The organism is Streptomyces sp. KL116D (assembly GCF_030766975.1).
In the GTDB taxonomy this organism is placed as follows: domain Bacteria; phylum Actinomycetota; class Actinomycetes; order Streptomycetales; family Streptomycetaceae; genus Streptomyces; species Streptomyces longispororuber_A.
This window is the reverse complement of the sequence record NZ_JASERH010000143.1, coordinates 1-21,512: the sequence shown is the minus strand read 5'-3', so window position 1 is coordinate 21,512 and position 21,512 is coordinate 1. Positions and strand designations below refer to the sequence as shown.

General features: G+C 72.4%; 9 protein-coding genes and 14 pseudogenes. 16 read left to right on the top strand and 7 right to left on the bottom strand.

Going from position 1 to position 21,512, the window contains the following annotated elements; translation table 11 throughout:
* Nucleotides 1–172: 172 nt before the first annotated feature.
* Nucleotides 173–550 (top strand): hypothetical protein, encoded by a 378-nt coding sequence (locus tag RBJ77_RS56885; protein ID WP_372352174.1) that lies wholly within the window; start codon nt 173–175, stop codon nt 548–550.
* Between the two features lie 1,243 nt (nt 551–1,793).
* Here RBJ77_RS56885 and RBJ77_RS56880 read toward each other — a convergent pair.
* Nucleotides 1,794–2,579 (bottom strand): aromatic amino acid lyase, encoded by a 786-nt coding sequence (locus RBJ77_RS56880; RefSeq protein ID WP_372352173.1) that lies wholly within the window; start codon nt 2,577–2,579, stop codon nt 1,794–1,796.
* Nucleotides 2,580–4,141: 1,562 nt separating this feature from the next.
* On the opposite strand from RBJ77_RS56880, the pseudogene RBJ77_RS56875 reads away from it, so the two are divergent.
* The 4 genes and pseudogenes from RBJ77_RS56875 to RBJ77_RS56860 all read left to right on the top strand — a co-directional run.
* A pseudogene (locus RBJ77_RS56875) lies at nt 4,142–4,495 on the top strand (ABC transporter permease subunit); the annotation flags it as partial.
* Between the two features lie 162 nt (nt 4,496–4,657).
* Nucleotides 4,658–5,349: pseudogene (locus tag RBJ77_RS56870) on the top strand (ABC transporter permease).
* A gap of 58 nt (nt 5,350–5,407) precedes the next feature.
* Nucleotides 5,408–6,292, top strand: coding sequence for an ABC transporter substrate-binding protein (locus RBJ77_RS56865; protein ID WP_372352182.1), 885 nt, complete (start codon nt 5,408–5,410; stop codon nt 6,290–6,292).
* 595 nt (nt 6,293–6,887) lie between these two features.
* Nucleotides 6,888–7,334 carry a hypothetical protein gene (locus RBJ77_RS56860; protein ID WP_372352172.1) on the top strand — a complete coding sequence of 149 codons (447 nt, stop codon included), beginning with the start codon at nt 6,888–6,890 and terminating at the stop codon, nt 7,332–7,334.
* Nucleotides 7,335–8,126: 792 nt separating this feature from the next.
* Here the strand turns inward: RBJ77_RS56860 and RBJ77_RS56855 are convergent.
* Entirely contained in the window at nt 8,127–8,690 is a 564-nt protein-coding gene (locus tag RBJ77_RS56855) for an SDR family oxidoreductase (protein WP_372352171.1), read from the bottom strand.
* A gap of 598 nt (nt 8,691–9,288) precedes the next feature.
* Between RBJ77_RS56855 and RBJ77_RS56850 the strand changes: the two genes are divergently transcribed.
* The 3 genes and pseudogenes from RBJ77_RS56850 to RBJ77_RS56840 form a co-directional block, all read left to right on the top strand.
* Entirely contained in the window at nt 9,289–9,537 is a 249-nt protein-coding gene (locus RBJ77_RS56850; protein WP_372352170.1) for a hypothetical protein, read from the top strand.
* On the top strand, nt 9,534–9,884 hold the full coding sequence (locus RBJ77_RS56845) for a hypothetical protein (protein ID WP_372352181.1): 351 nt from the start codon (nt 9,534–9,536) through the stop codon (nt 9,882–9,884). Before RBJ77_RS56850 ends, RBJ77_RS56845 begins: the two co-directional genes overlap by 4 nt.
* A 316-nt stretch (nt 9,885–10,200) precedes the next feature.
* Nucleotides 10,201–10,724, top strand: a pseudogene (locus RBJ77_RS56840) (hypothetical protein); the annotation flags it as partial.
* Between the two features lie 37 nt (nt 10,725–10,761).
* Here RBJ77_RS56840 and RBJ77_RS56835 read toward each other — a convergent pair.
* From RBJ77_RS56835 to RBJ77_RS56815, 5 pseudogenes are all read right to left on the bottom strand, one after another.
* A pseudogene (locus tag RBJ77_RS56835) lies at nt 10,762–11,134 on the bottom strand (hypothetical protein).
* Between the two features lie 77 nt (nt 11,135–11,211).
* A pseudogene (locus RBJ77_RS56830) lies at nt 11,212–11,723 on the bottom strand (roadblock/LC7 domain-containing protein).
* An 841-nt stretch (nt 11,724–12,564) separates the two neighbouring features.
* Nucleotides 12,565–12,980, bottom strand: a pseudogene (locus RBJ77_RS56825) (hypothetical protein).
* Nucleotides 12,981–13,174: 194 nt separating this feature from the next.
* Nucleotides 13,175–14,543: pseudogene (locus RBJ77_RS56820) on the bottom strand (APC family permease).
* A gap of 82 nt (nt 14,544–14,625) precedes the next feature.
* Nucleotides 14,626–16,022 (bottom strand): annotated as a pseudogene (locus RBJ77_RS56815) (diaminopimelate decarboxylase).
* A 34-nt stretch (nt 16,023–16,056) separates the two neighbouring features.
* On the opposite strand from RBJ77_RS56815, the gene RBJ77_RS56810 reads away from it, so the two are divergent.
* From RBJ77_RS56810 to RBJ77_RS56775, 8 genes and pseudogenes are all read left to right on the top strand, one after another.
* Nucleotides 16,057–16,659, top strand: coding sequence for a hypothetical protein (locus tag RBJ77_RS56810; protein WP_372352169.1), 603 nt, complete (start codon nt 16,057–16,059; stop codon nt 16,657–16,659).
* Nucleotides 16,626–16,736, top strand: a pseudogene (locus tag RBJ77_RS56805) (hypothetical protein); the annotation flags it as partial. The gene RBJ77_RS56810 and the pseudogene RBJ77_RS56805, both read left to right, overlap by 34 nt.
* A gap of 64 nt (nt 16,737–16,800) precedes the next feature.
* Nucleotides 16,801–17,063, top strand: a pseudogene (locus tag RBJ77_RS56800) (urocanate hydratase); the annotation flags it as partial.
* Between the two features lie 32 nt (nt 17,064–17,095).
* Nucleotides 17,096–17,371, top strand: coding sequence for a hypothetical protein (locus RBJ77_RS56795; RefSeq protein WP_372352180.1), 276 nt, complete (start codon nt 17,096–17,098; stop codon nt 17,369–17,371).
* A pseudogene (locus RBJ77_RS56790) lies at nt 17,280–17,779 on the top strand (hypothetical protein). Before RBJ77_RS56795 ends, RBJ77_RS56790 begins: the two are co-directional and overlap by 92 nt.
* Before the next feature lie 152 nt (nt 17,780–17,931).
* Nucleotides 17,932–19,163: pseudogene (locus RBJ77_RS56785) on the top strand (allantoate amidohydrolase).
* A pseudogene (locus RBJ77_RS56780) lies at nt 19,150–20,437 on the top strand (formimidoylglutamate deiminase); the annotation flags it as partial. The pseudogenes RBJ77_RS56785 and RBJ77_RS56780, both read left to right, overlap by 14 nt.
* Before the next feature lie 113 nt (nt 20,438–20,550).
* Nucleotides 20,551–21,512: pseudogene (locus tag RBJ77_RS56775) on the top strand (imidazolonepropionase); the annotation flags it as partial.

The following is a 21,512-nucleotide window of genomic DNA, read 5'->3' as shown; positions in this document are numbered from 1 at the left end:
GGCGGGTCTCGGCACGGAGTTCTACCTGTCGGACCCGGGAAGACCGCCGACACCACGGGCGACATCGTGAGCGGCATCGGGCACGGCGCGAGCTCGCTGGCATGCGATCGGCGGCCTGTTCTGATGGATGACCCGGGCCGTCACAGCACCGCAGTGAGGGAGAGTACCTGAGATGTCCACGCCGACCCTTCCCGTGCCGATCACGTTCAAGCTGCCGGAGGGTATGGCAGGCCGCGGCACCGACGCGGCGGGCGCCCTGGCGCGGCGTTCGTCGCAGTTCCGCAACCCCGACAGCGGGTCGGCGAACATCACCATCGACGGCGAGTACTGCCCTGACACGGCGACGCTCGCGCAGATCGCCGAGGAGTCGGAGCGGAGCGGCTGCGCCGTCACGGACGTCCACGTCGTGGACCAGGGAGGTCGGCTCGCCCGGCTCCCTGGGCCTACCCAGACCCTGAGATCCGCGCTGGCTGGGGGCGTGTCGCGCGCTGGTCCAGTCGCAGGTACCTGGCGATGCTGGACGAGGCCGACGCGTCGAAGCGGGCGGTGACCCGGCTCGTGCTGACGGCCACCGCCGCCCAGCGTTCCCTGCGTGGTGGTGGGTTGGGCGATTTCCAGGAGTTCATGAGCACCGTCCGGGCCGACACCACGTCGCCGCATAGGCTGACCTGCATGGGACCCCCGACAAGCCGACCGCACCGCTGCCTCGAGCACTGGCGCCTGCAACTGGCCCTCGCCCGACGAGGTGTGGCGCCGCCCTGCTCACTCTTTCACCACGGACGACGTTCCCTTACGTCATCCGTGACGGCGGCGCCACGAGTTTCTGATCGTGGTGGCAGTGGTGGCCTGCGCCGGCCTGGCAGATTCTCCTTTCTCCTGCACGCAGGTCACTCCACGCCGTCCGCATCCGGATGCGGCTCACGCCGGGAACCACGAAGTGCGGGCCCTGAGAGCAGTGGAGCGTAGTGGGTCGGCAAACCGCCGCGGCTCCAGATGTCGACGACTTGAGTACTGCGCGGCCCCGACTGGACTGTGACCCGCCAGTGGACCATCGAGTGGTGACAGCGGCCGTCTCCAGGCCACGGAGACGTTCCGCTACGACGCCTGGACCTGCGGCGGCCGGTGGCGCGACGCGGTGCTGCAGTCCGGGTGGGCTGGGGAAGGGATCACGTTCGGCAAGCCAGAGGCCGTGGCGGTGCCGCCGCGTCACCCGGCCAGCCGGTCGAGCAGCGCGGCTGCCCGTGCCACGTCCACCGTCAGGACGGTCTGGCCGGGATCCGGATCGAGTTCCGCGGCCGCCAGCGCGAACGCCCGGCCCACCGGCAACGCAGGCAGTGGTCGGGGTGCAGGTCGCGCAGGCGCAACGCCCGGACGGCCGCCACCAGTTCGCAGCCCACGACCTGCCGGCGGCCGCGGTGCAGACGCGCAAAGGTCTGGCGGGCTGCGAGCGAGGCGAAGCTGGAAGCTCCGTTCCTCGACGCCGTGCGGGAGAGGACTGCGGCTGAGGGACGCGGGGGCGGAGAAGGCGCGGAGGTCACCGAGGGCGCGCCGCGCGTACTCCAGGATCATCACGCCCGACGACGCCGGTTCGCCGTCCGCGAGGAACGGGCGCAGCCAGGTACGCGGGTTCGTTCAGCGTCGACAGGCGGGACGTGGAGAGCCGGGCCACCTGGGTGAGCGAGAGGCGGAAGTGATCCAGGCCAGGGCCAGTTGGGCCAGGTAGAAGCCGCCGTGGTGGTAGGCCGCCGTCCGCGTGGGTGATCAGCGGTTCTCCGCCGCGTTGATCTCGACCGTCAGCACGTCTCCAGGGCGTCCGCCGCGTCGTGCGCCGGTCCGTGGATCTGCGGCACGCAGCGGAAGCCGTACGGGTCCCTGGATGCGGCCGAGCGGCGGGGGTGGCGGTCCGGGGCGCCGAGGGTGGCGCGCATGTTCGCGCCACGTCGTACGAGCCCCGGTGGCGGCGGGCCTCGTGGGACCGGCAGCGCATACGCCTCGTACGAGCCGTCCACCGCCAACAGGCTGAGTGCGGCGACCAGTTGAGTGGCCGTCAGAGCGTGCGCAGTTCGTGCAGGGCGAGCGCCGACTGGCCGAGGGTGAGCGCGTTCGACGAGATCAGGCCAGCGCGTCGTTGTTGCGAGGGGCTGCGGCTCGGGGGCGGTGCCCCTTGCCGCGCCAGGGGTGTTCGCCCGCGAGCGCCAGGCCCATCTGGGCCAGCGGGGGCGATGTCGCCGGTGCCGACCGAGCTGTGCTCGTTGACCGCCGGGTCGCGCGCCGTTCCTCCAGCGCCTGCAGAGGCCGTCACGACGGTGGCGCAGGCCCGCGCCGCCCGCGAGCAGCTGGTTCGCGCGCGGGACTGCGAGCATCGCGCGCACCTCGCGCTCGGGCAGTTCGGCGCCGATCGCGCCCGCGTGGCTGCGCAGCAGGCGCAGGCCGTGGTCGGCGGCGGCCTCCGTGGGCACGTCCTCGCTGTGGCTGGGCGCCGACACCGGCGGAGCGGCCGTAGACCCGGCCCCCACGCGGCGATCTCGCGGGCCGCGTTCCAGGACCTCGACCCGCTTCATGGCGTCGGTGCCCGGCACCGGGCGGGCGGTCGCGTCGGCGAGGCGACCACGTCGGAGACGGGGAGGCCGTGACCGTCGAGGGACGACGACCGGAGTCGTCGGGGCGTCGTGGACATCAGGCGCCGTTCCTCCTAACCAGGCGTGTAAAGGACGACCGCGTCTCACAGTCCGGTCCGCCAGGCGCGGATTTACGGGTGATTTACGCGGGGGCATTGACAAGTTATTCACGCACCAAGAACTCTGCATGACGATATGCAGGACGGGCAAGAGGACTCAGAGGCGCTCCATGATTCGCAGTTCAGCGGTCCACAAGCGATTCCCCAACGGCACGACGGCGGTCCACGATCTCTCTCGCTCGGACATGCCTGAAGGGGGTGTGACCGTCGGCCGGGCCGTCCGGCTGCGGCAAGACGACCAGCCTCCGCATGATCAACCGTATGGCTCGACCCGACCTCCGGCACCATCCGGCCGGCGGCCGGGACGTCTCTGGAGCAGGACGCCGCCGAGCTGCGGCGCTCCATCGGCCACGTCATCCAGCAGGCCGGCCTCTTCCCGCACCGCACCGTCCCGATACAACATCGCGACCGTGCCGCTGCTCCTCGGCTGGGGCCGCAAGATAGGCCCGGGCCGCCGCCGGTGACCTCCTGGAGCGCGTCGGCCCGCGCCCGAGAGATGGGCAGGCGCCACCCGCAACCAGCTCTCCGGCGGGCAGCAGTGCAGCGCGTGGCGTCGCCCGCGCGCTCGCCGCCGATCCGCCGGTGCGCTCATGGGACGAGGCCGTTCGGTGCGGCCGACCCGGTGGTCCGTACCGTAGCCCAGGACGAACTGCTGCGCCTGCAACGGGAGTTGAACAAGACCATCGTCTCCGTCACGCACGACATCGACGAAGCGTGGTGCGGCTGGGCGACCGGATAGCCGTGTTCCGTACGGCGGCACCCGTGCAGTGGCGCGTCGCCTGGCGGAACTCGCGCGGCCCGCGGGACGACCTCGTCGCGGACTTCCGCCGAGCGGGGGCCAGCCGCCGCCGACCGGGCTGGCGGACGCCGCAGGCGGAGCGCCGATCGGCGGGCTGGAGCTGGTGCTGACGCAGCCCGCATCGGTCGTGTGGCGGAGCGGGGCGGTGCCGGTGGGGCGGAGGTGCCCGTGCGTGCCCCTCCGCGATACGGACTCGCTGCTTCGGCCCTGAACGAGTCGATGACGCGTCCCTGTCGGTTGACACGGAAGGTATCTTTGACCGGGGTGTCGTCCCGGTCCGACATCCATTCCGGCGAGAGCGCCCACCTCAGGGCGCGGGAAACGGCGCGACTAGCCCCTGACGGCGGCGCACCGGCAACAGAGCCCCTGCCCCCACGGCGGTAACGCCAGCTCCGCCCTGACCCCGCTGCTCAATCGCCGCAGGCTTGATCTGCCGACCTCGCCGACGGCAAGAGTGGGCGTGGCGTCGCATGAGTTTTGACTGGGAATGGGTCGGGTCGCACGGGACGACCTCGCCACCACCGTCTCCCACCTCCAGGCAGCCCTGACGGCAGTCCTCCGGGCTGCTGATCTCCTGCCGCTGGCCGTCCTCGCGCACCGCGTGCGTGCCGCTGCGCGGATTCCTCCTCGGGCTGTCGAACGTCCTGTTCACCATCCCGTCCATCGCCGTGTTCGTGCTGCCGCCGCCGGCTCCCGGGCTCACCTGCACCACCACCGTGATCGGCCCTGTGACGATCTACACTCCTCAGCCGTCCTCCTGCGGAACACGCGTCGAAGGGCTCGACTCGTGCCGCAGAAGACAGAAGCAGGCCAAGGCGATGGGGACGCGGCCGCCGCGCACCCTGCTCACCGTCGAACTGCCGCTCGCGCTGCCGGTGATCATGGCCGGCGTACGGATCGCGACCGTCATGTCGATCTCCTGGTGTCCGTGGCCACGCTATCGGCGACGGCGGCTCGGGCAGCTGTTCACCGACGGGTTCCAGCGCAACTTCCCGACCCCGGTCATCGTCGGCGTCGTCCTCACCCTCCCTGCTCGCGCTCGTCGCCGACGCGCTGCTCGTCGGCGTCCAGCGGCTGCGGACGCCGTGGGCGCGCGCACGGACCCGGAAGGCCTGACCGCCATGTACGAACTCTTCAAGGACCTGGGCGCGTGGCTGGTCAGCGGCGACCAGTGGGGCGGCGTCGACGGCATCGCACAGACGGCTCGCCGAGCACCTCCAGTACTCGCTGCTCGCCACCCTCATCGCCGCCGCGATCGCGCTGCCCGTGGGACTGCTCATCGGGCACACACGGCCGTGGCGCGTTCCTCGCCATCAACCTCTCTCCTTCGGCCGGGCCCTGCCCACCGTCGGCCTCGTCGTCCTGGTCTTCCTGGCCAGCGGGTTGTCGATGTGGCCCGTCTACGTCGCCCTCGTCGCGCTCGCGGTGCCGTCCATCGTCACCAACACGTACGCCGGGATGACCGCCGTCGACCGGAGGTGAAGGACGCGGCGCGCGGCCGGGGATGCGCGCCCACCAGGTGCTGTTCCAGGTCGAGCTGCCGCTGGCGCTGCCGCTGATCATGACCGGACTGCGGCTCGCCCTCATCAGGTCGTCGCGACCGCCACGATCGCCGCGTCACGTCTCCTTCCGGCGGGCTCGGCCGCTACGTCTTCGACGGGCTCGCCCAGCGCGACCTCATGCAGGTGCTCGGCGGCGCCGTCCCTCGTCGCCCGTCGCCGTCGTCCTCGATCTGGCCTTGTCCGGCCTGCAGCGCCTGCTCTTTCCGCCACCGCCCCAGCACCCTCAAGTCCGCCTAGAGCACCCCAGATGAACCGACGCACCCTCCTCGGCGGCCTCTTCGCCGCGGCCGCCGTACCTGCAGTCACCGCCTGCTCCGGCGGCATCACCTCGCTCGACGGGCAGGGGCTCAGGCGGCTCCGGCGGCGGCTCCGCAAAGGGCGGCCTCCACCATCGGCACCGCCAACTTCACCGAGAACCAGGTCCTCGGCTACCTGTACGCGGCCGTCCTGGAGGCGGCGGGGCGTCCAGAACGACCGTCGGGCCAACCTCGGCACCCGCGAGATCCCTCATCCCCCGCGCTCAAGGGCGGCGACCTCGACCTGCTGCCCGAGTACCAGGGCGCGCTCCTTCACTACCTCGACGCCAAGTCGACCGCCACCGGGGAGGGCGAGATGCAGAACGCCCTCGCCATGGCGCTCCCCGCGGGCCTGCAGATCCTGCCCTACGGCACGGCCGAGGACTCCGACGCCTTCGCCGTCACCCGCGAGACCGCCGAGAAGTACGGGCTGAAGTCCCTCGCGGACCTCGCCAAGCACAACGGCAAGCTCGTCATCGGCGCCGCGCCGGAAGTGAAGAAGCGGCAGGTCGGGGCGGTCGGACTGAAGGACGTCTACGGCGTCGAGTTCAAGGAGTTCAAGTCGCTCGACTCCTCGGGGCCGTTGGTGAAGGGCGCCCTGAAGAAGGGGGCGACGTCGACGTGGCGAACCTGTTCACCACCGACACGGACATCGTCGCCAACCACTGGGTCGTCCTCACCGACCCCAGAACCTCGTCCCCGGCCAGCACGTCGTCCCGCTGATCGCCGACCGCAAGGCCGACTCCACGGTCCGCAAGGCGCTGGCCCGCCTCGGCAACGTCCTGACGACCGAGCACCTCACCGAGCTCAACCGCCTCGTCGACAAAGGACAAGAAGGACCCCGGGGACGTCGCGAACGACTACGCCCTGCCGGCACGGGCTCAGCAAGAAGAAGTAGAGAGGGCCGTCCCATGGCAGCGGTAGTGGAGAAGCACTCCATCGACGTCGTCCCCGACAGCGCACGGCACGGGCGCGCGTTCAACCAGTTCACCCTCTGGCTCGGCGCCAACCTCAGATCACGGCCGTCGTCACCGGCGCGCTCGCCGTCGTCTTCGGCGGCGACGTGGTCTGGTCCCTCGTCGGCCTCGTGGCCGGCAACCTGCTCGGCGGCGCCGTCGCTGGCTCTGCACTCCGCACATGCCCCCAAGCTCGGACTCGCCCCAGATGATCCAGTCGGGCCCAGTTCGGGGTGAAGGGGCGCCGTCGTCCCGCTGCTCCCTCGTCATCCTCATGTACGTCGGGTTCTTCGCCAGCGGCAGCGTGCTCGCCGGGCGAGGCGACGGCCGAGCTGACCCACACGAACGACACGACCGGCATCGTCGTCTTCGCGCTCGTCACCGCCGTGGTCGCGGCGGTCGGCTGCTGCGTGATCCACGTGCTGGGCCGCGTCGCGAGCGTGATCTGCGCCCTGGCCTTCGTCTACCTGGGCGTACGGGCTGCTCGACCGCGCCGACCTCGGCGACCTGCTGGGCGACGCCCGCTTCTCGCTGCCGATGTTCCTGCTCGCCGTCTCGCTCTCCGCCTCCTGGCAGCTCGCCTTCGGGCCGTACGTCGCCGACTACTCGCGCTACCTGCCGCGGTCCACCAGCGCCAGGGCGACGTTCTGGTGGACGCTGTCCGGGTCGGCGCTCGGGTCGCAGTGGTCGATGACGCGTTCGGCGTGCTGGTCGCGGCGTCCAGCGGCGGCGCGTTCCTCGACAACCAGGTCGGGTACGCTCGTCTCGCTCGGCGGCGCGGGGCCTCGTCGCGTCCTTCTTCTGCTTCGTGATCGCGCTGGGCAAGCTCACATCAACGTGCTCAAGACGTACGGCGGCTTCATGTCGATGGTGACCGGCATCAGCGGCTTCCGCGGCCAGCGCGCCCCTGTCGCAGCGCGGCCGGGCCGTCTACATCGCGATCATCATGGTCGCCGGCACGGCGTCGCCCTGCTGGGCAAGTGACTCCCTTCCCGGGCCTCCTTCAAGGGACTTCCTGCTCTTCCTGCTGACGTTCTTCACGCCGTGGTCGGCGATCAACCTTCGTCGACTACTACCTGATCTCGCGCGAGCGCTGACGTATCCCGGCGCTCGCCGACCCGCACGGCCCGCCACGGCGCCTGGCGCTGGGACGCCCTCGCCGTCTACGGCATCGGCTCCTGGTCGCCCAACTCCCGTTCCTGGCCGCGCACTTCTACATCGGAGGCCGCTCGTCGAACCGCTCGGCGGCGCGGACGTAAAGTCGTGGATCGTGGGCCTGGTCGTCCCGGCACCGTCCTGTACTGGCTGCTCGCCCGCCGGGGACCACCTCGCTGCTATACCGGACGCCACGATCCTGGGTACGGAGGAGTCCGCAGGCCGCTCGTGTCCGGGGGCGTGGCCCACTCGCGGGCGTGGGGGTTAGCCCCACTGTCCGCGCCCCGATCCCGTACCGTTGACCAGTAGTATGGAAGCCCAAGGCGAACGCGCACGTGACGCCGAACTGGAAGAAGGAACTCGACGCCACCGCATGCCCGCAGGGAGTCTCGGTGAGGAGTACCGAGTCCCGCGCTCGTGGACTCGCTTCCCCGACAAGGTCGACCAAAGCGGCTCGACTCGGCGCCGTCGACCGGCGCGTGCGCCGGCAGCTGGCCGAGCAGCAGGTGGTCGTGGCCCGGGTCAGCCGGAACCCCGCGGCGGCGGCGACAACTGCGAACGCTTCGGCTTCGCCATCGTCCCGCTCGTCCTCGCGATCCCGCTCTCCGCGACTCGCCGTGGTCAACGCGCGCACCTGCCGGGCCTGCTGATCGCCCGCGGCATCGTGGGCGTGAACGCGCTGCACGCCGGGCACCTGTGGCGGCGGCGGCGCGACCGGCGCCCCGAGTCGTCCGCCTGGGAGGAGTGGTCACGCCTGCCGGGTCGGCAGGGACGATCGCCTGGCGCAGGTTCACGACGCCGGGGGCGGCTCGTCGTGTAGGCGATGAGGTCCGCGACGTCAGTCCGACGAGAGGCCGATGAGAGCCTCGAACATGCCGTCCAGCTGGCCCGGAGAGCTCCGCGTTGTCGACGTGGGGAGGCCCAGCTCGTGTCGGTCAGGCCCGGCTCGATGTTCGTGACGCGCACGTCGCGCGGGCCCAGTTCCGTGCGCAGCGACTGCGACAGGTACGTCAGGGCCTGCCTTCGTCGCGCTCGTACACCGCGTAGTTCGGGAGCGGCACGTGCGCGCCGATCGACGAGATGTTGACTATGGTCCGCGGTGCCGCCGCCGGCGGCCGTCGCGATCAGGTCGGGGGTGACGGCGCGGATGACGCGCAGCGCGCCCGCGACGTTCGTGTCGAGCATCCGCTGCCACTCGTCCGTCCGGCCGTCGGTGACCAGGTTCAGGGAGCATCACGCCCGCCGAAGTTCACCACCAAGGTCGACCCGGCCGTACGCGGTGCGCACGCCGCTCGGCCGCCGCGTCCTACCGACGTCTCTGGTCGGTGATGTCCCGTGGGCTTTCGCTGGCGCCTCGCCCGCCGATCGGCCCCGATCTTCGCCGCGAGCTCGTGAGGCGGTCGGCGCGGCGAGGCCAGCAGGGCGACGCGGGCGCCGTTCGCGGCGAGCAGCCGGGCGGTGGCCTCGCCTACAAGTGCGCGCTGGCGGCGCCGGTGATCAGTGCGGTGCGGCCGGTGAGAGTGCTGGCCACGTCGTCCGATTCATGGCACCAGCCTGCGGCGGTCACGCTCACCCAGGAGCAGAGCTTTCCTGGGTTTTTGGCAGTACCAGGATGGACTCCACTTGCGGGTGCCCTGGGATCGGCTCACTATGGACGCAGCACAGGGACAGCGGGGACGGCGGCGGCGCATCGGCGTGCATCAGGCGACTTCCTCAGGTCGCGAGCGGTTGCCCAGATCAACGGACGCAGGTCGGTCTGCTGCCGGGGCACGGGCGGCGCCGCGTGCCGGGCCTGCGCCGCGAGGAGGGTAGCGCACGCTCGCGGGGAGTCAGCGTCGACTACTACATCCGGCTCGAACGCCGCGGCGATCCGTCTCCGGACGCCGTGCTCGACGCGGTCGCCCGCGTCCTGCGCCTCGACGACTCTGAGGCCGCGTACCTGCTGCTCGGTGGCCCGGCCAGCGCGGACCCGGCGCAGGCGCCCGCCCGCCCGCAGACAGCAGGTGCGGCCCGGCCTCAGGCTGCTCGCTGACACCATCGACAAGGCGCCGCGCGTTTCGTGATGCTCGGCCGCCGGATGGACGCGTCGCCTGGAACGCGCTCGGTGACGCCCTCGTCCTCGGCTTCTCGGACGATGGCGCCCAGGAGCAGGACAGCATGCCGCGCCAGGTCTCCATCGACCCCGCGGCCCGCGACCTCTACCCCGAGTGGCCGGCGGTCGCCGGTCCGTCGCCTACCTCAGGCTCGATGCGGGCCTACATCCAGAAGGAACCCCAACTAGCCGCACTGGTCGGCGAGGATTGTCCCTGGCCAGCGAGGACTTCCCGGCGGCTGTGGGCGGACCACCAGGTCAAAGGAAGACGTTCGCGAAGCGCATGACGCACCCGTGGCCGGTGAACTCACCATGCCGTACGAGACGTTGACCGTCTCCGGCGAACCCGACCAGACCCTCGTCGTCTACACGCCAGGAGCGGGTCCGTGACGGAGGAGCGGCTGCGCGGCTCCTCGGGAGCGCCTGGGCGGCGACCGTGCCCGCGGCCGAGTGAGACCGGCTCTCACGAGACCCTCTCGATCCTCAGAATCCCGCACCTCAGTCGCCGCCCGAAAGCGGCCGAGTCGACGGTCTACGACCACGGCCCTACGGCGGGAGACGACGGTGACGCGCTGCGCAGGGCCCTGGTCAGTGACCGCCGTGGTGGTGCGCGCCGGAGCCGCACTGTGGTGGCTCGGTGCTCGCGGCGGCACGATCGGGCTGCTGCCCGGCGGGCTCACCGGACGCCGGATCGGTGTCTGGCGGGCGCCGTGCCGTCCCTCGTGGTCGCGGCGGCGGTGGCGTACGGCAGGCGCGGGCGGCACACCGCGCTCACCGGCTCGGCGGCCCGCGCCGGGAAGCACGACGTGCTCCAAGGACCGGGCCGTCACCGTACGGAACTGGCGGCACGCGGCCACCACGCTGGTGGCTGGCCCTCGCGCATTCGCGCGGCCCTCAGGCAGCGCCTTCGCGGTGCCCGCCGCGGGCGGCATGGCGGTCGCCGGGGGCGGGTGCCGGACTGTGGCTGAAAGGCCGCGTGGCTCAGGCGGTGCGAGGCGGAACGACGACGCACTGCTGTGGCTGCGCGTCGACTGGCTCGGCACCCGCGCGGGCGCGCCCGTCGGCTTAAGCAGGTCAAGGCGTGCCGGCGGACCGGGACCCTCGCGGGCGACGCCGCGCGCGGTGGGGGCGCGGCGCCGCTGAGCCCGCGGACAGCCGGTCTGCTCAGACCTCCAGTTCGGCCTCGATCTTCTTCAGCTGATGGCGCGCCATCGCCAGGTTGGCGCGTTGGTTGTCCAGCACCAGGTAGAGGAAGAGGCCGTTGCCGCCGGCCTTGAGCAGCCGGATCAGGGTGGTACTGCGTGCCGAGCGTGATCAGGATGTCCTCGATCGTCCTTCAGGCCGAGGTGCTCCATGGTGCGCAGTTTGGAGCGGACGACATCGGTGTTGCCGGCGGCCGCGACCTCCAGGTCGAAGCTCTTGGAGCCGCCGATCGTGCCGAGCGCCATCCCGCTCGTGTAGTCGACGAGGGCGGCGGCGGAGGCTCCTTCGATGGAGGCGAGGGGGCGTCCTTGAGAGCGGTCTCGGTGTTGGCCATGATGGCTTCCTTTCCAGTTGCTGCTGTTGCTGTTTCTTCTGCTGTTTCTGTTCGTGATTCCGTGGTGCTCCGTCGGGTCAACGGGCCGTTCGGGGCTGCAGGTTGGTCTCCGGGAGCTTGGACCGGGGTGCGGACGGAGCAGTTCGCCCTCCGGGTCTGGGGTCGTGCGGGCGCAGGGCCCGGCCGCGGGTGCGCACGACCGGCTCGGGGCGGTTCGGGGGCGCCGCGTCGACGGGCTCGCCGATCCGGGTGCCGGCCCGGCACGCCCTCCAGATGGAGCCGGCCGACGGTGACCCGGTCCTCCGCGAGCAGCGTGAGGACGGCCGTGTCCGGCCGCGTACGTCGCGACGTAGCCGTCCGTGCCGCGCACCAGGAGTTCCCGGAAGGCACCCTGGGCGGTGGCGTCCGCGAGCCGCTGGGCGACGCCGAGCGCCGCCGCGGGTCGGGCCGCCACGCCCTCCGGTTCGACGCCGGGGGGTGTCCTGGGCGAGCACGAGTCCGTCGACGCTGGCCGCGAGTGCCCCGCGACCTGGGGCACCCGGACTCTCAACCTCTGTAGTTCGCCGAGGACTTCGGCCTCGTCGGCCATCGGCGATCTCCTTTCGGGAGTTCCGGAAGCTTCGGTGCCGGCTCGGCCGGTGCGGCGGAGAGCGCTTCATGGGAGCCTCCAGCGCGGCGCGCAGCCGGCGCAGCAGAGCCACGTCGGGGTCCTCGACGCTGCTGTGCGCGACCCATTCGGGCACGGGCGTGGTCGCCGCCGGGGGGGTGGCGGGACGGCGGCCACCAGGCCGCCCGCGGCGAGCCGCCGCAGGTCGACCAGGGTGTGGAAGGCGGGCCTGCCCAGGGCGGTGGGCGATCTGGGACGCGGTGCGGGACCCGTCGACCAGGTCGAGGACGCGGCGCCGGCGCGCGGGCACCGGCCGGTCCGGGTCGGGCCCCAGGGTGAGGCGCCGCCGTGTCGGTGTCCGGCTCGGGCCAGATCCGCTGGAGCAGCTCGCGCCGGCTCGCGTCTCCCGCTCGACGGCGGCCACCGGCACCGGGCGCACGGTGCCGAAACGGTGCGAGACCGTACCGGAAGCGGGTCGAGACCGCTGGTCGGGGCGAGCGTGAAGTACGGGCGCGTCGAACAGGGCGCCCAGATGGCACAGTTCGAGCGCCCCGTCGGTCAGCCGGCCGCGCTCGACGAGGTCCGCCCGACGCGCTGCCTGGCCCCCGCCTGGTCGACCGCCTCCCACCAGCCCTCGGCCTGGACGGCGCCGCCCGCGGTGAGCAGCACGTCGATGCCGGGCGTCGCGGGGGGACTCCGCGTGCACGATGGCCGTCCTCCAGGTAGAGGGTGCCGTGCTCTCCCCGGATCAGCGCGCCGGTCGCACTGCTCGGCCGCGGGCGGCTGAGCATCGGCGAGACGCCCGTCGGGGCGGGGGCGGAGGTCATCCCAGGATCAGCCGGTCCGCCAGATCGGACAGCCGCAGCCGGGCGAGGGCGAGATTGCCCTCCCCCGCGGTCCAGCCACAGGTACAGGAAGACGCTGCTGTCGAAGCTGGTCCGGACGAACCGCAGGACGTGGTAGCCGTCCCGGTTCGTCACCATGACGTCCTCGACGGGCGGCGCCTTGTCGCCGGCGGAGCCCTCGGTCCAGTCGCTGCCGTCGGCGGGCGCGAAGGCCCGGTGCTCGGCGGCGAGCCGGGCGAGCTCCGCGGCCTCGGCGGCGGTGGCCTCGTGGTCCCCTGTTCGGCGACTCGCCGACGGTGCCCAGGGCGAGTCCACTGGTCCAGTCGACGACGGCGGCACCGCGGGCCCCCGGCAGCCGCATGACCTCGAGCAGGCACTCGTCGATTCCGGGCACGCCTGAAACCCCCCACTTCGTCGCCACGTCGGTGTATTTCTGGTGTGTGTGAGCGCGACGCTACGCACGGTTCGGCGACCTGGTGAGGGTTCTGGCATTTTCCGATGGAACATGCGTACCGAGGGACTAGAATCCGCCAACCGGCCCGAAAGTCACGGCTGTTCGGGTCGGCCGACGCGTGCTGTGCGGGGTGTTCAGTCCTCCGTGCGCGCCTTCATCACCAGCTTGTTGACCGCCCACAGGGCGATGCCGATGGCGACGAGCACCCCGGCCCTGACGTAGACCTCGGCGGGCCGGTCGGCGAGCGGGCTGGCCAGGATCAGCGCGGTGACGGCGCCGAGCACCGGCAGCACGGTCGGCGTACGGAAGTGCCGGTGCTCCACCCGGTCCTTGCGCAGCACGAGCACCGCGACGTTGACGACGGCGAAGACGCACAGCAGCAGGAAGGCCGTGGTGTCGCCGAGCCCTCGATCTCGCCGGTCGACACCAGCCCGATCGCGAGCAGCGACACGAAGACGATGCCGACGACGGGGGTGCGGCGGGCGGGCAGCACCTGGCCCATGGCGCGCGGCAGGGATCCGCTCGTTGGCCATGCCGTAGCAGAGCCGCGAGGCCATCATGATGTTGATGAGCGCCGAGCTGGTGACCGCGAACAGGGCGATGAGCGCGAAGAGCTTGTGCGGGAAGTCGAGCCCGCCCGCCTTCACGACCCTCCAGCAGCGGCCCGCTCGACGACTCCAGCGTCTTGTGGGTCGACGAGCAGCGACGACACGATCGCGACGAGGACGTAGATGGTCCCGGTCACCGCGACGCCGATGAAGATGGCGCGCGGGAAGGTCGCGTCGGATCCTGGTGTCCTCCGCCATGTTGACCGAGTCCTCGAAGCCGACGAAGGCGAAGAACCCGAGCGCCGTCGCCCCCAACACCCCGGTCATCAGGGCGAATCCGCTCCCGCTCGCCTCGAACTCGGTGAGCCGCGACGGTTCTCCGTCGCCGGTCAGCACTCGCGTGCGCGCCGATGGTGAGGATGATCAGCAGTCCGGTCAGCTCGACCATCGTCAGCACGACGTTCGCTCACGGACTCGCTCACGCCCGCAGGTTGAGGGCGGCGAGCGCGAGGACGAACAGGATGACGATCAGCGTCGGCGGCAGCGCGTCGTTCGTCAGCTCGCCGGAGGTAGTCGCCGCTGAAGGCGCGGGCGGCGGCGCTCGCCGACGACAGGCCCGAGCACATCACCATGAACGCGACGATGAAGGTCAGGAAGGGGACCTTGAACGCCTTCTGCGTGTACAGCGCGGCGCCCGCCGCCTTCGGGTACTTGCCGACGAGTTCGACGTACGAGGCCGCGGTCAGGATCGCCACCACGAACCCGATCACGAACGGCAGCCACAGCGCGCCGCCGACCTTCCCCGCGACCTTCCCGGTGGTCGCGTAGATCCCGGTGCCGAGGATGTCGCTCGATCACGAGACAGGATCAGCAGCTTGGGGCCGATGGCGCGGTGCAGGGTGCCGTCGCCGGACGGTGGCGGTGTGGTGGAAGTGGGCGTGGACGACGTCGTCACGGGTGCCTCCCCGAGGTGGGTGCCTGGAAGGGGGACGTCATGCCCGTGACGCACGTCACGGATGCGCGGGGGTTGAGCAATCTCAGAGGTCGCGCAGGCCCCGCCGCAGGTCACCGCCGGACTCGGCGACGATCTCCTCGACCGTCTGCGGCTCGCGCGCGGCCGCGAACCGCACCCTCGCCGTCGGCGTCCGCCGCGAAGCCGTAGACGCCCGGCCTGGCCAGCGAGTTGTACGAGTAGTGCTGCGCGCGAAGTAGTACGCGCCGGTGTCGAGCGCGGCGGCGTAGTCGCCCGCCTCCAGGAGCGGCAGCGCGTGGTTCTCGGCGAGCAGGTCACCGCGCAGAAGCAGGCCGGACCCGCCACGTCCTGGGCGACGGCGGGCCCGGTCTTCGGCAGCCCCTTCGCGTCGTACGCGGCGATCCGCAGCGGCCACGACGCGGGCGCGTACACGGTCCTGGTGGCGACCTGGACGCCCGCGTGGGTGACGGCGATCGGGCGGCCGCCGCCTCCTTCGCGTACTCGACGAGGGCGAGCAGCGTGCCGTGCTTGGCGAGCAGTGACCGGCCGAACTCGGTGACGATGCCGTACCGCCCGTCGAAGAGGCCCGGCACGGTCGCGGCGAGCAGCCCTGCGCGTACGCCGCGTGCGTGGTCTCCTCGTCGGAGGCGAAGTTGACGCGGGCAGGCCGCCGCCGATGTCGAGGGTGTCGACCTGCTGCCGGCCGGCCGCCGCGTTGATCTCCTCGGCGAGCTCGCACGTCGTGCGCGCACGCCCTCGGCCATCAGCTCCAGCGCGGCACGCCCTGCGACCCGGAGTGCGTGCAGCCGGGTCAGCCACGGCCGGTCCAGGTACGCGCACGAGCCAGGCCCGCGCCCCCTCGTCGCGCAGGGCGACGCCGAACTTGGAGGTGGCGGTCGCGGTCGACAGGGCGCCGATCGACCCGGCGCCGATCTGCGGGTTCACGCGGACGCCGAGCGGGGGAGCGGGTGGGGCGCGGAGCTCACGAGAGGGCGTCGAGGCGGGCCAGCTCCCTGCGCGTTGTCCGCGTTCACGGCGATGCCGAGGGCGAGGGCCTCGCGCAGTTCGGCGGTGGTCTTGGCGGGGGAGTCCAGGACGGTGTGGGTGGGCGGCACCACACGCGGCGCGGGCCAGGGCCAGCTCGCCGGGGCTCGCCACCTCCACCCCGATGCCCCTCCTCGCGCAGCAGCCGCAGGACCGGGACGAGCGGCGTCGCCTTCACCGCGAAGCGTGCAGGATCCGGGTGCCGGGGGCGGCGACCGCGTCGAAGGCGGCGCGCAGGGCGGCCGCGGAGGCGCGGATGCCGGTGACGTCGAGGAGCCCGGCCACGGGAGGGCCGAGGCCGACAGTCCTGTGCTCGACGGCGGCCCGTACGGCCTGGTCGCGGCGGGTGGAGAGGTGCGGGGAAGCGTCCCGGTGGCAGCCATGTGCGTCCGAGACAACCACCCGAACCGCTGTCATGGGAACTGTATGACTAGCACTATTCAGGACAGCCATGGGATGTGAATATCCGCATCAACATGGAGCACCCAGGAGGCCGCCGATGTCAGGACCCCGCCCCAGTACGCGCCCCGCGCGCGGCACCGAGCTCAACACCCTGGGGTGGCAGCAGGGTGCGCTGCGGATGCTCATGAACAACCTCGACGCCGAGGTCGCCGAGCACCCGACAAGCTCGTCGTCTACGGCGGCACCGGCAAGGCGGCCCGCGTCCTGGGAGGCGTTCGACGCGATCGTGCGCACGCTGAAGACGCTCAGTCGGACGAGACCCTCCTCGTCCAGCGTCCGGGCAAGCCGGTCGGCGTGCTGCGCACCAGCGAGTGGGCGCCGCGCGTGCTGCCTCGCCAACTCCAACCTGGTCGGCGACTGGGCCAACTGGGAGGAGTTCCGCAAGCTGGAGGCCGAGGGCCTTCACCATGTACGGCCAGATGACGGCCGGTTCGTGGATCTACATCGGCTCGCAGGGCATCGTCCAGGGCACCTACGAGACCTTCGGCGCGGTCGCCCGCAAGAAGTTCACACGGCACGCTGGCCGGCACCATCACCCTCACCGCCGGCGTCGGCGGCATGGATGGCGCCCAGCCCCTCGCGGTCACCATGAACGAGGGCGTCGCGATCTGCGTCGACGTCGACGAGACCCGCATCGACCGCCGCATCGGCACCCGCTACCTCGACGTCAAGGCCGACAACCTCGACCACGCCCTGGAGCTGGCGGTCCAGGCCCGCGACGAGCGCCGCGGCTCTGTCCATCGGCGTCGTCGGCAACGCGGCCGAGGTCTTCCCCGAACTGCTGCGCCGCGACGCCCCGATCGACATCGTCACGGACCAGACCTCGGCCCACGACCCGCTCGCGCTACCTCCCGTCGGCATCTCCGTCGAGGACTGGGACAGGAGCGCGAGGCCGACCCGGCCGGCTTCACCGACAAGGCCCGGCACTCGATGCGCCTGCACGTCGAGGCGATGGTCGGCTTCCTCGACAAGGGCGCCGAGGTCTTCGACTACGGCAACTCGATCCGCGACGAGGCCCGCAAGGCCGGCTGCGAGCGCGCGCTTCGACTTCCCGGGCTTCGTCCCGGCGCACATCCGTCCCCTTCTTCGAGGAGGGCCTCGGCCCGTTCCGCTGGGCGGCCCTGTCCGGCGACCCGGAGGACATCCGCAAGACGGACGCCGCGATCAAGGAGCTGTTCCCGGACAACAAGCACCCTGCACCGCTGGCTCGACATGGCCGCCGAGCGCATCTCCTTCGAGGGCCTCCCGGCGCGCATCTGCTGGCTCGGCTACGGCGAACGCCACCTGGCGGGCCTGCAGTTTAACGAGATGGTCGCCAGCGGCGAGCCGTCCGCCCCGGTCGCCATCGTGGCCGCGACCACCTCGACTTCGGGCTCGGTGGCCTCCCGTACCGCGAGACCGAGGCCATGAGCGACGGCTCCGACGCGATCGCCGACTGGCCGCTCCTGAACGCCCTGGTCAACACGGCTTCGGGCGCCTCGTGGGTCTCCCCTCCACCACGGCGGCGGCGTCGGCATGGGCCGCTCCCATCCACGCCGGGCCAGGTCCGCGTCGCCGACGGCACCGACCTCGCCGCCCAGAAGATCGAGCGCGTCCTCCTCACCAACGACCCGGCGATGGGCGTCATCCGCCACGTCGACGCGGGCTACGAGCACGCGGCCGAGGTCGCGGCCGAGCGCGGCGTGCGGGTGCCGATGCGGGAGGGCGAGTGACCGGATCAAGCGGCCCGGCCACCAAGCGACCCTGGCCACTCAAGCGGCTCCGGCCGATCAAGCCCCTCCGGCGATTGAGCGGCGAGTCCGGGGCAGGGCCCCGCGCCCGTAACACCGGTGCCGGTGCCGGTGCCGCCCGGTTTCACGGAGATGTGGGCGAACTGCACCCCATCGGCCGGAACCGGCACAGCGGCGGCTACCGGCGCTACGCCCTGGACCGCGGCGGACGCCGACTGCCGCGCCTGGTTCAAGGCCCAGGCCGAGTCCCGCGGGCCTGACCTACGAACCGGACCGCAACGGCAACCAGTGGGCCTGGCTCGGCGACCCGGACGCCGGGGGACGCCGTCGTGACCGGCTCCCCCACCTGGACTCCGTCCCCGACGGCGGCGCCTTCGACGGCCCCCTCGGCGTCGTCTCCTCGTTCGCCGCCCTGGACGAACTCCGCCACAGGGGAGTGGAGTTCACCAAACCGCTCGCGATCACCAACTTCGGCGACGAGGGAGGGCGCCCGCTTCGGCCTGGCTCTGCGTGGGCTCCCCGCCTCACGTCCCGGCGTCCTCACCGCCGAGCAGGCGCACGCACTGACGGACGCCGACGGACGCGAGCCTTCCGCAGGCGATGGAGCGGGCCGGGTACGACCCGGAGACGATCGGCCCCGACCACGACCGGCTCGCCCGCATCGGCGCGTTCATCGAACTCCACGTGGAGCAGGGGCCGCGCGCTCGACCTGTCGGGTGACGCGGTCGGCATCGCCAGCCCGCATCTGGCCGCATCGGCCGCTGGCGCTTCGACTTCCGCGGCGAGGCCAACCACGCGGGCACCACCCGCCTGGTGGACCGCAGGGACCCGATGCTCGCTACGCGGAGACGGTCCTGGCCGCCCGCCGCGAGGCCGACTCGCCGCGCGCGCGTAGCGACGTTCGGCAAGGATCGCGGTGGAGCCGAACGGCGTCAACGCCATCCCCTCCCTCGTCCGCGGCTGGCTCGACTCCCGGGCCGCCGACCAGGACAGGCGCCCTGACGACACGGTCACGGCCGCCATCCCGAAGGCGGCCCGCGCGGACGCCGCCGCCGCACGGCGCGTGGACCTCGTCGCTCGTCCGCAAGAGTCGTTCACGCCGGTCGTGGAGTTCGACGCACGCCCTGCGCGACGAGCTGGCCAGCGATCCTGGGCGGCGTCCCAGGAGCCGCGTGCCGGTGCTCGGCACGCGGCGCGGGCCACGACGCGGGTGTCCTGGCGCGGCACGATCCTCCACGGCGATGCTGCGTTCGTCCACGCAGCACGGGCGTCTCGCACTCCCCGGCCGGAGACCGCCGCCGGGGACGACTGCGTGGCGGGCGTCCACGCCCTCGCCGACGTCCTGGAGGAGCCTGGCATGCCATGACCGCCGCCACTACTGGGCCGGGCACGCCTGGCTGCCGGACGGCCGCGTCGCCCCCGGGGTCGTCCTGGAGACCGCCGACGGAGCGCCTCACCGCGGTCCGCAGGGGACACCGCCCGCCGCCCGGCGCCGCCGTCCTGCGCGGCTTCACCCTCCGACTCGCCAACAGCCACAGCCACGCCACCGGGCCCTGCGCGGCCGCGTCCAGGTCGGCTCCGGCACGCGTTCTGGACGTGGCGCGACACCATGCGCCAGGCGGCGGCACGGCTCACCCCGACACGTACCACGCCCTGCGCGCGCCGTGGCCACGCCGAGATAGCTCCTGTGGCATCACCTCCGTCGGTGGGTTCCACTACCTGCACCACGCCCGGGCGGCACGCCCTACGCCGACCCCAACGCCATGGGCGAGGCGCTGATCGCCACCGCCGGGCGGGCATCCGCATCACCCTCCTCGACGCCTACCTCCACGGCAGGCTCACCGCAGACGGCTACCGCCCTGGAAGGCCCCCAGCTGCGCTTCGGCGACAGCACCGCCAGCAGGTGGTACGAGCGGTGGTCCCGCCCGCTCAAGCCCGCGCGAGCACGCGTCGGGGCCGCCCTCCCACTCCGTGCGGGCCTTCTCCGACGAGGACGGCTACGCCATTCGCGGACCCGCACCGACGGCCTCCGGTGCACATCCACCTCTGAGCAGCCCGCCGAGCAGGGGCGTGCCGCGCCGTGCAGCCGCGCGGCACGGCTGCTCCACGACGCCTGACTTCTGGCGGGCGACCACCACGCCGTTCACGCCACCCACCTGACGGACGAGGACATCGCCGTCCTCGGCGCCGCGGGCGCCCGGCGCGTGCATGTGCCCGACGACCGAGCGGGACCTCGCCGACGGCATCGGCCCGGCCGCCGCGCTCCAGCGGGCGGGCGGCCCCTGTCGCTCGGCTCCGACAGCCCGCGGTCATCGACCTGCTGGAGGCGCGCGCGATGAGCAGACGAACGGCTCCGCACCCGCACCCGCGGCCACTGGACCGCCGCCGCGCTGCTGCGCCGCCACCGCCGACGGCCAGGCCGCCCTCGGCTTTGGCACGATGCGGGCCGCCTGGGCCAGCGCTCGCCGACTTCACGACGGTCGCTGGACACCGTCGGGACGGCAGGGCCGCCACCCCGTCTGGCGGCCGAGACAGGTATTCGCCGCGTCCGCGGCAAGAGTGCGGCACACGGTCGTGGCGGGCCGCCACGTCGTACGGACGGGGCCCACGCCGGGTGCGGACGTGGCGCGAGCGCTGGCGGGTCCATCGCCGCCCTGTACGACTGAACCGGCCCGCCCCGCCTGGTGGGCGCCCAGGACCGCCCGGCCGCCCCGCCCCACCCGGCCGACCCGCCCGAAGGAGACCCCCTCGCCATGAACAGCGGCAACAGGCCGATGGACATCCCCGGCGACCGCCGGTCCCGACGCGACGAACAGCACCGTCGCGCCGAAACCCACGGCACGACCCACGCTCATCACCCTATCGCCAGTCTGGTCGACGGCCCCTCCCTCGGTGACGGATCCCCCTCGGCCTGATCGGGACGCGGCCGCGTGATCATCGACGGCGACCGCATCGCCTGGGTCAGTGAAACCAACAAAGCACCGCCACTGACAACCAGGTCGACGCCGCCGGACGGGCCCGCCGTCCCAGCTTCGTCGACTCCCACTCCCACCTCGTCTTCGCGGGCGACCACCGCCGGGATTCAACCACATGTCGGCCGGCCCACCAGGCGGGGGCGAGGGTATCCACGCACCACCGTCGCCACTGACCCGCGCCGCCACCGACGCGGAACTGGAAGCCAACCTCGCCCGCTACCTCCGCGAGGCTCGCCAGAGGCACCACCACCTTCGAGACCAAGTCAAACACGGCCTGACCGTGGGGACGGGCCCACGCGCTGCGTGCGGCCCGCCACCGACGAGACCACCTACCTCGGCGCACATCGTCTCACGAGCCTCGCCGACTGACCCGGCCGCCTACGTCGCTCTGGTGACAGGAGATGCTGAACACGCCTGCGCCCGGCCACGCCCGCTGGATCGACGTGTTTCTGCGAGAAGGGCGCCTTCGACGGCGACCAGGCCCGCGCGATCCTCACGGCGGGGCGGGCCGGGGGCTCCGCACATCCACGCCAACCAGCTCTCGTACGGCCCCGGCGTGCAGCTCGCCGTGGAGCTCTGACGCGGCCAGCGCCGACCACTGCACCCACCTCACGGTTGCGGACGTCGACGCCCTCGCGCACTCCTCCACCGTCGCCACGCTCTGCCCGGCGCCGGGTTCTCCACCCGCGCCGCGTGGCGGACGCCCGCCGCCTGCTGGACGCGGGCGTGACCGTCGCTGT

Bases quoted from the DNA above. Each gene is read 5' to 3' on its own strand.
- RBJ77_RS56885 (WP_372352174.1), top strand. From the start codon at position 173: ATGTCCACGCCGACCCTTCCCGTGCCGATCACGTTCAAGCTGCCGGAG.
- RBJ77_RS56860 (WP_372352172.1), top strand. From the start codon at position 6,888: ATGTTCCTGCTCGCCGTCTCGCTCTCCGCCTCCTGGCAGCTCGCCTTC.
- RBJ77_RS56855 (WP_372352171.1), bottom strand. From the start codon at position 8,690: ATGCTCGACACGAACGTCGCGGGCGCGCTGCGCGTCATCCGCGCCGTC.
- RBJ77_RS56810 (WP_372352169.1), top strand. From the start codon at position 16,057: ATGGGATGTGAATATCCGCATCAACATGGAGCACCCAGGAGGCCGCCG.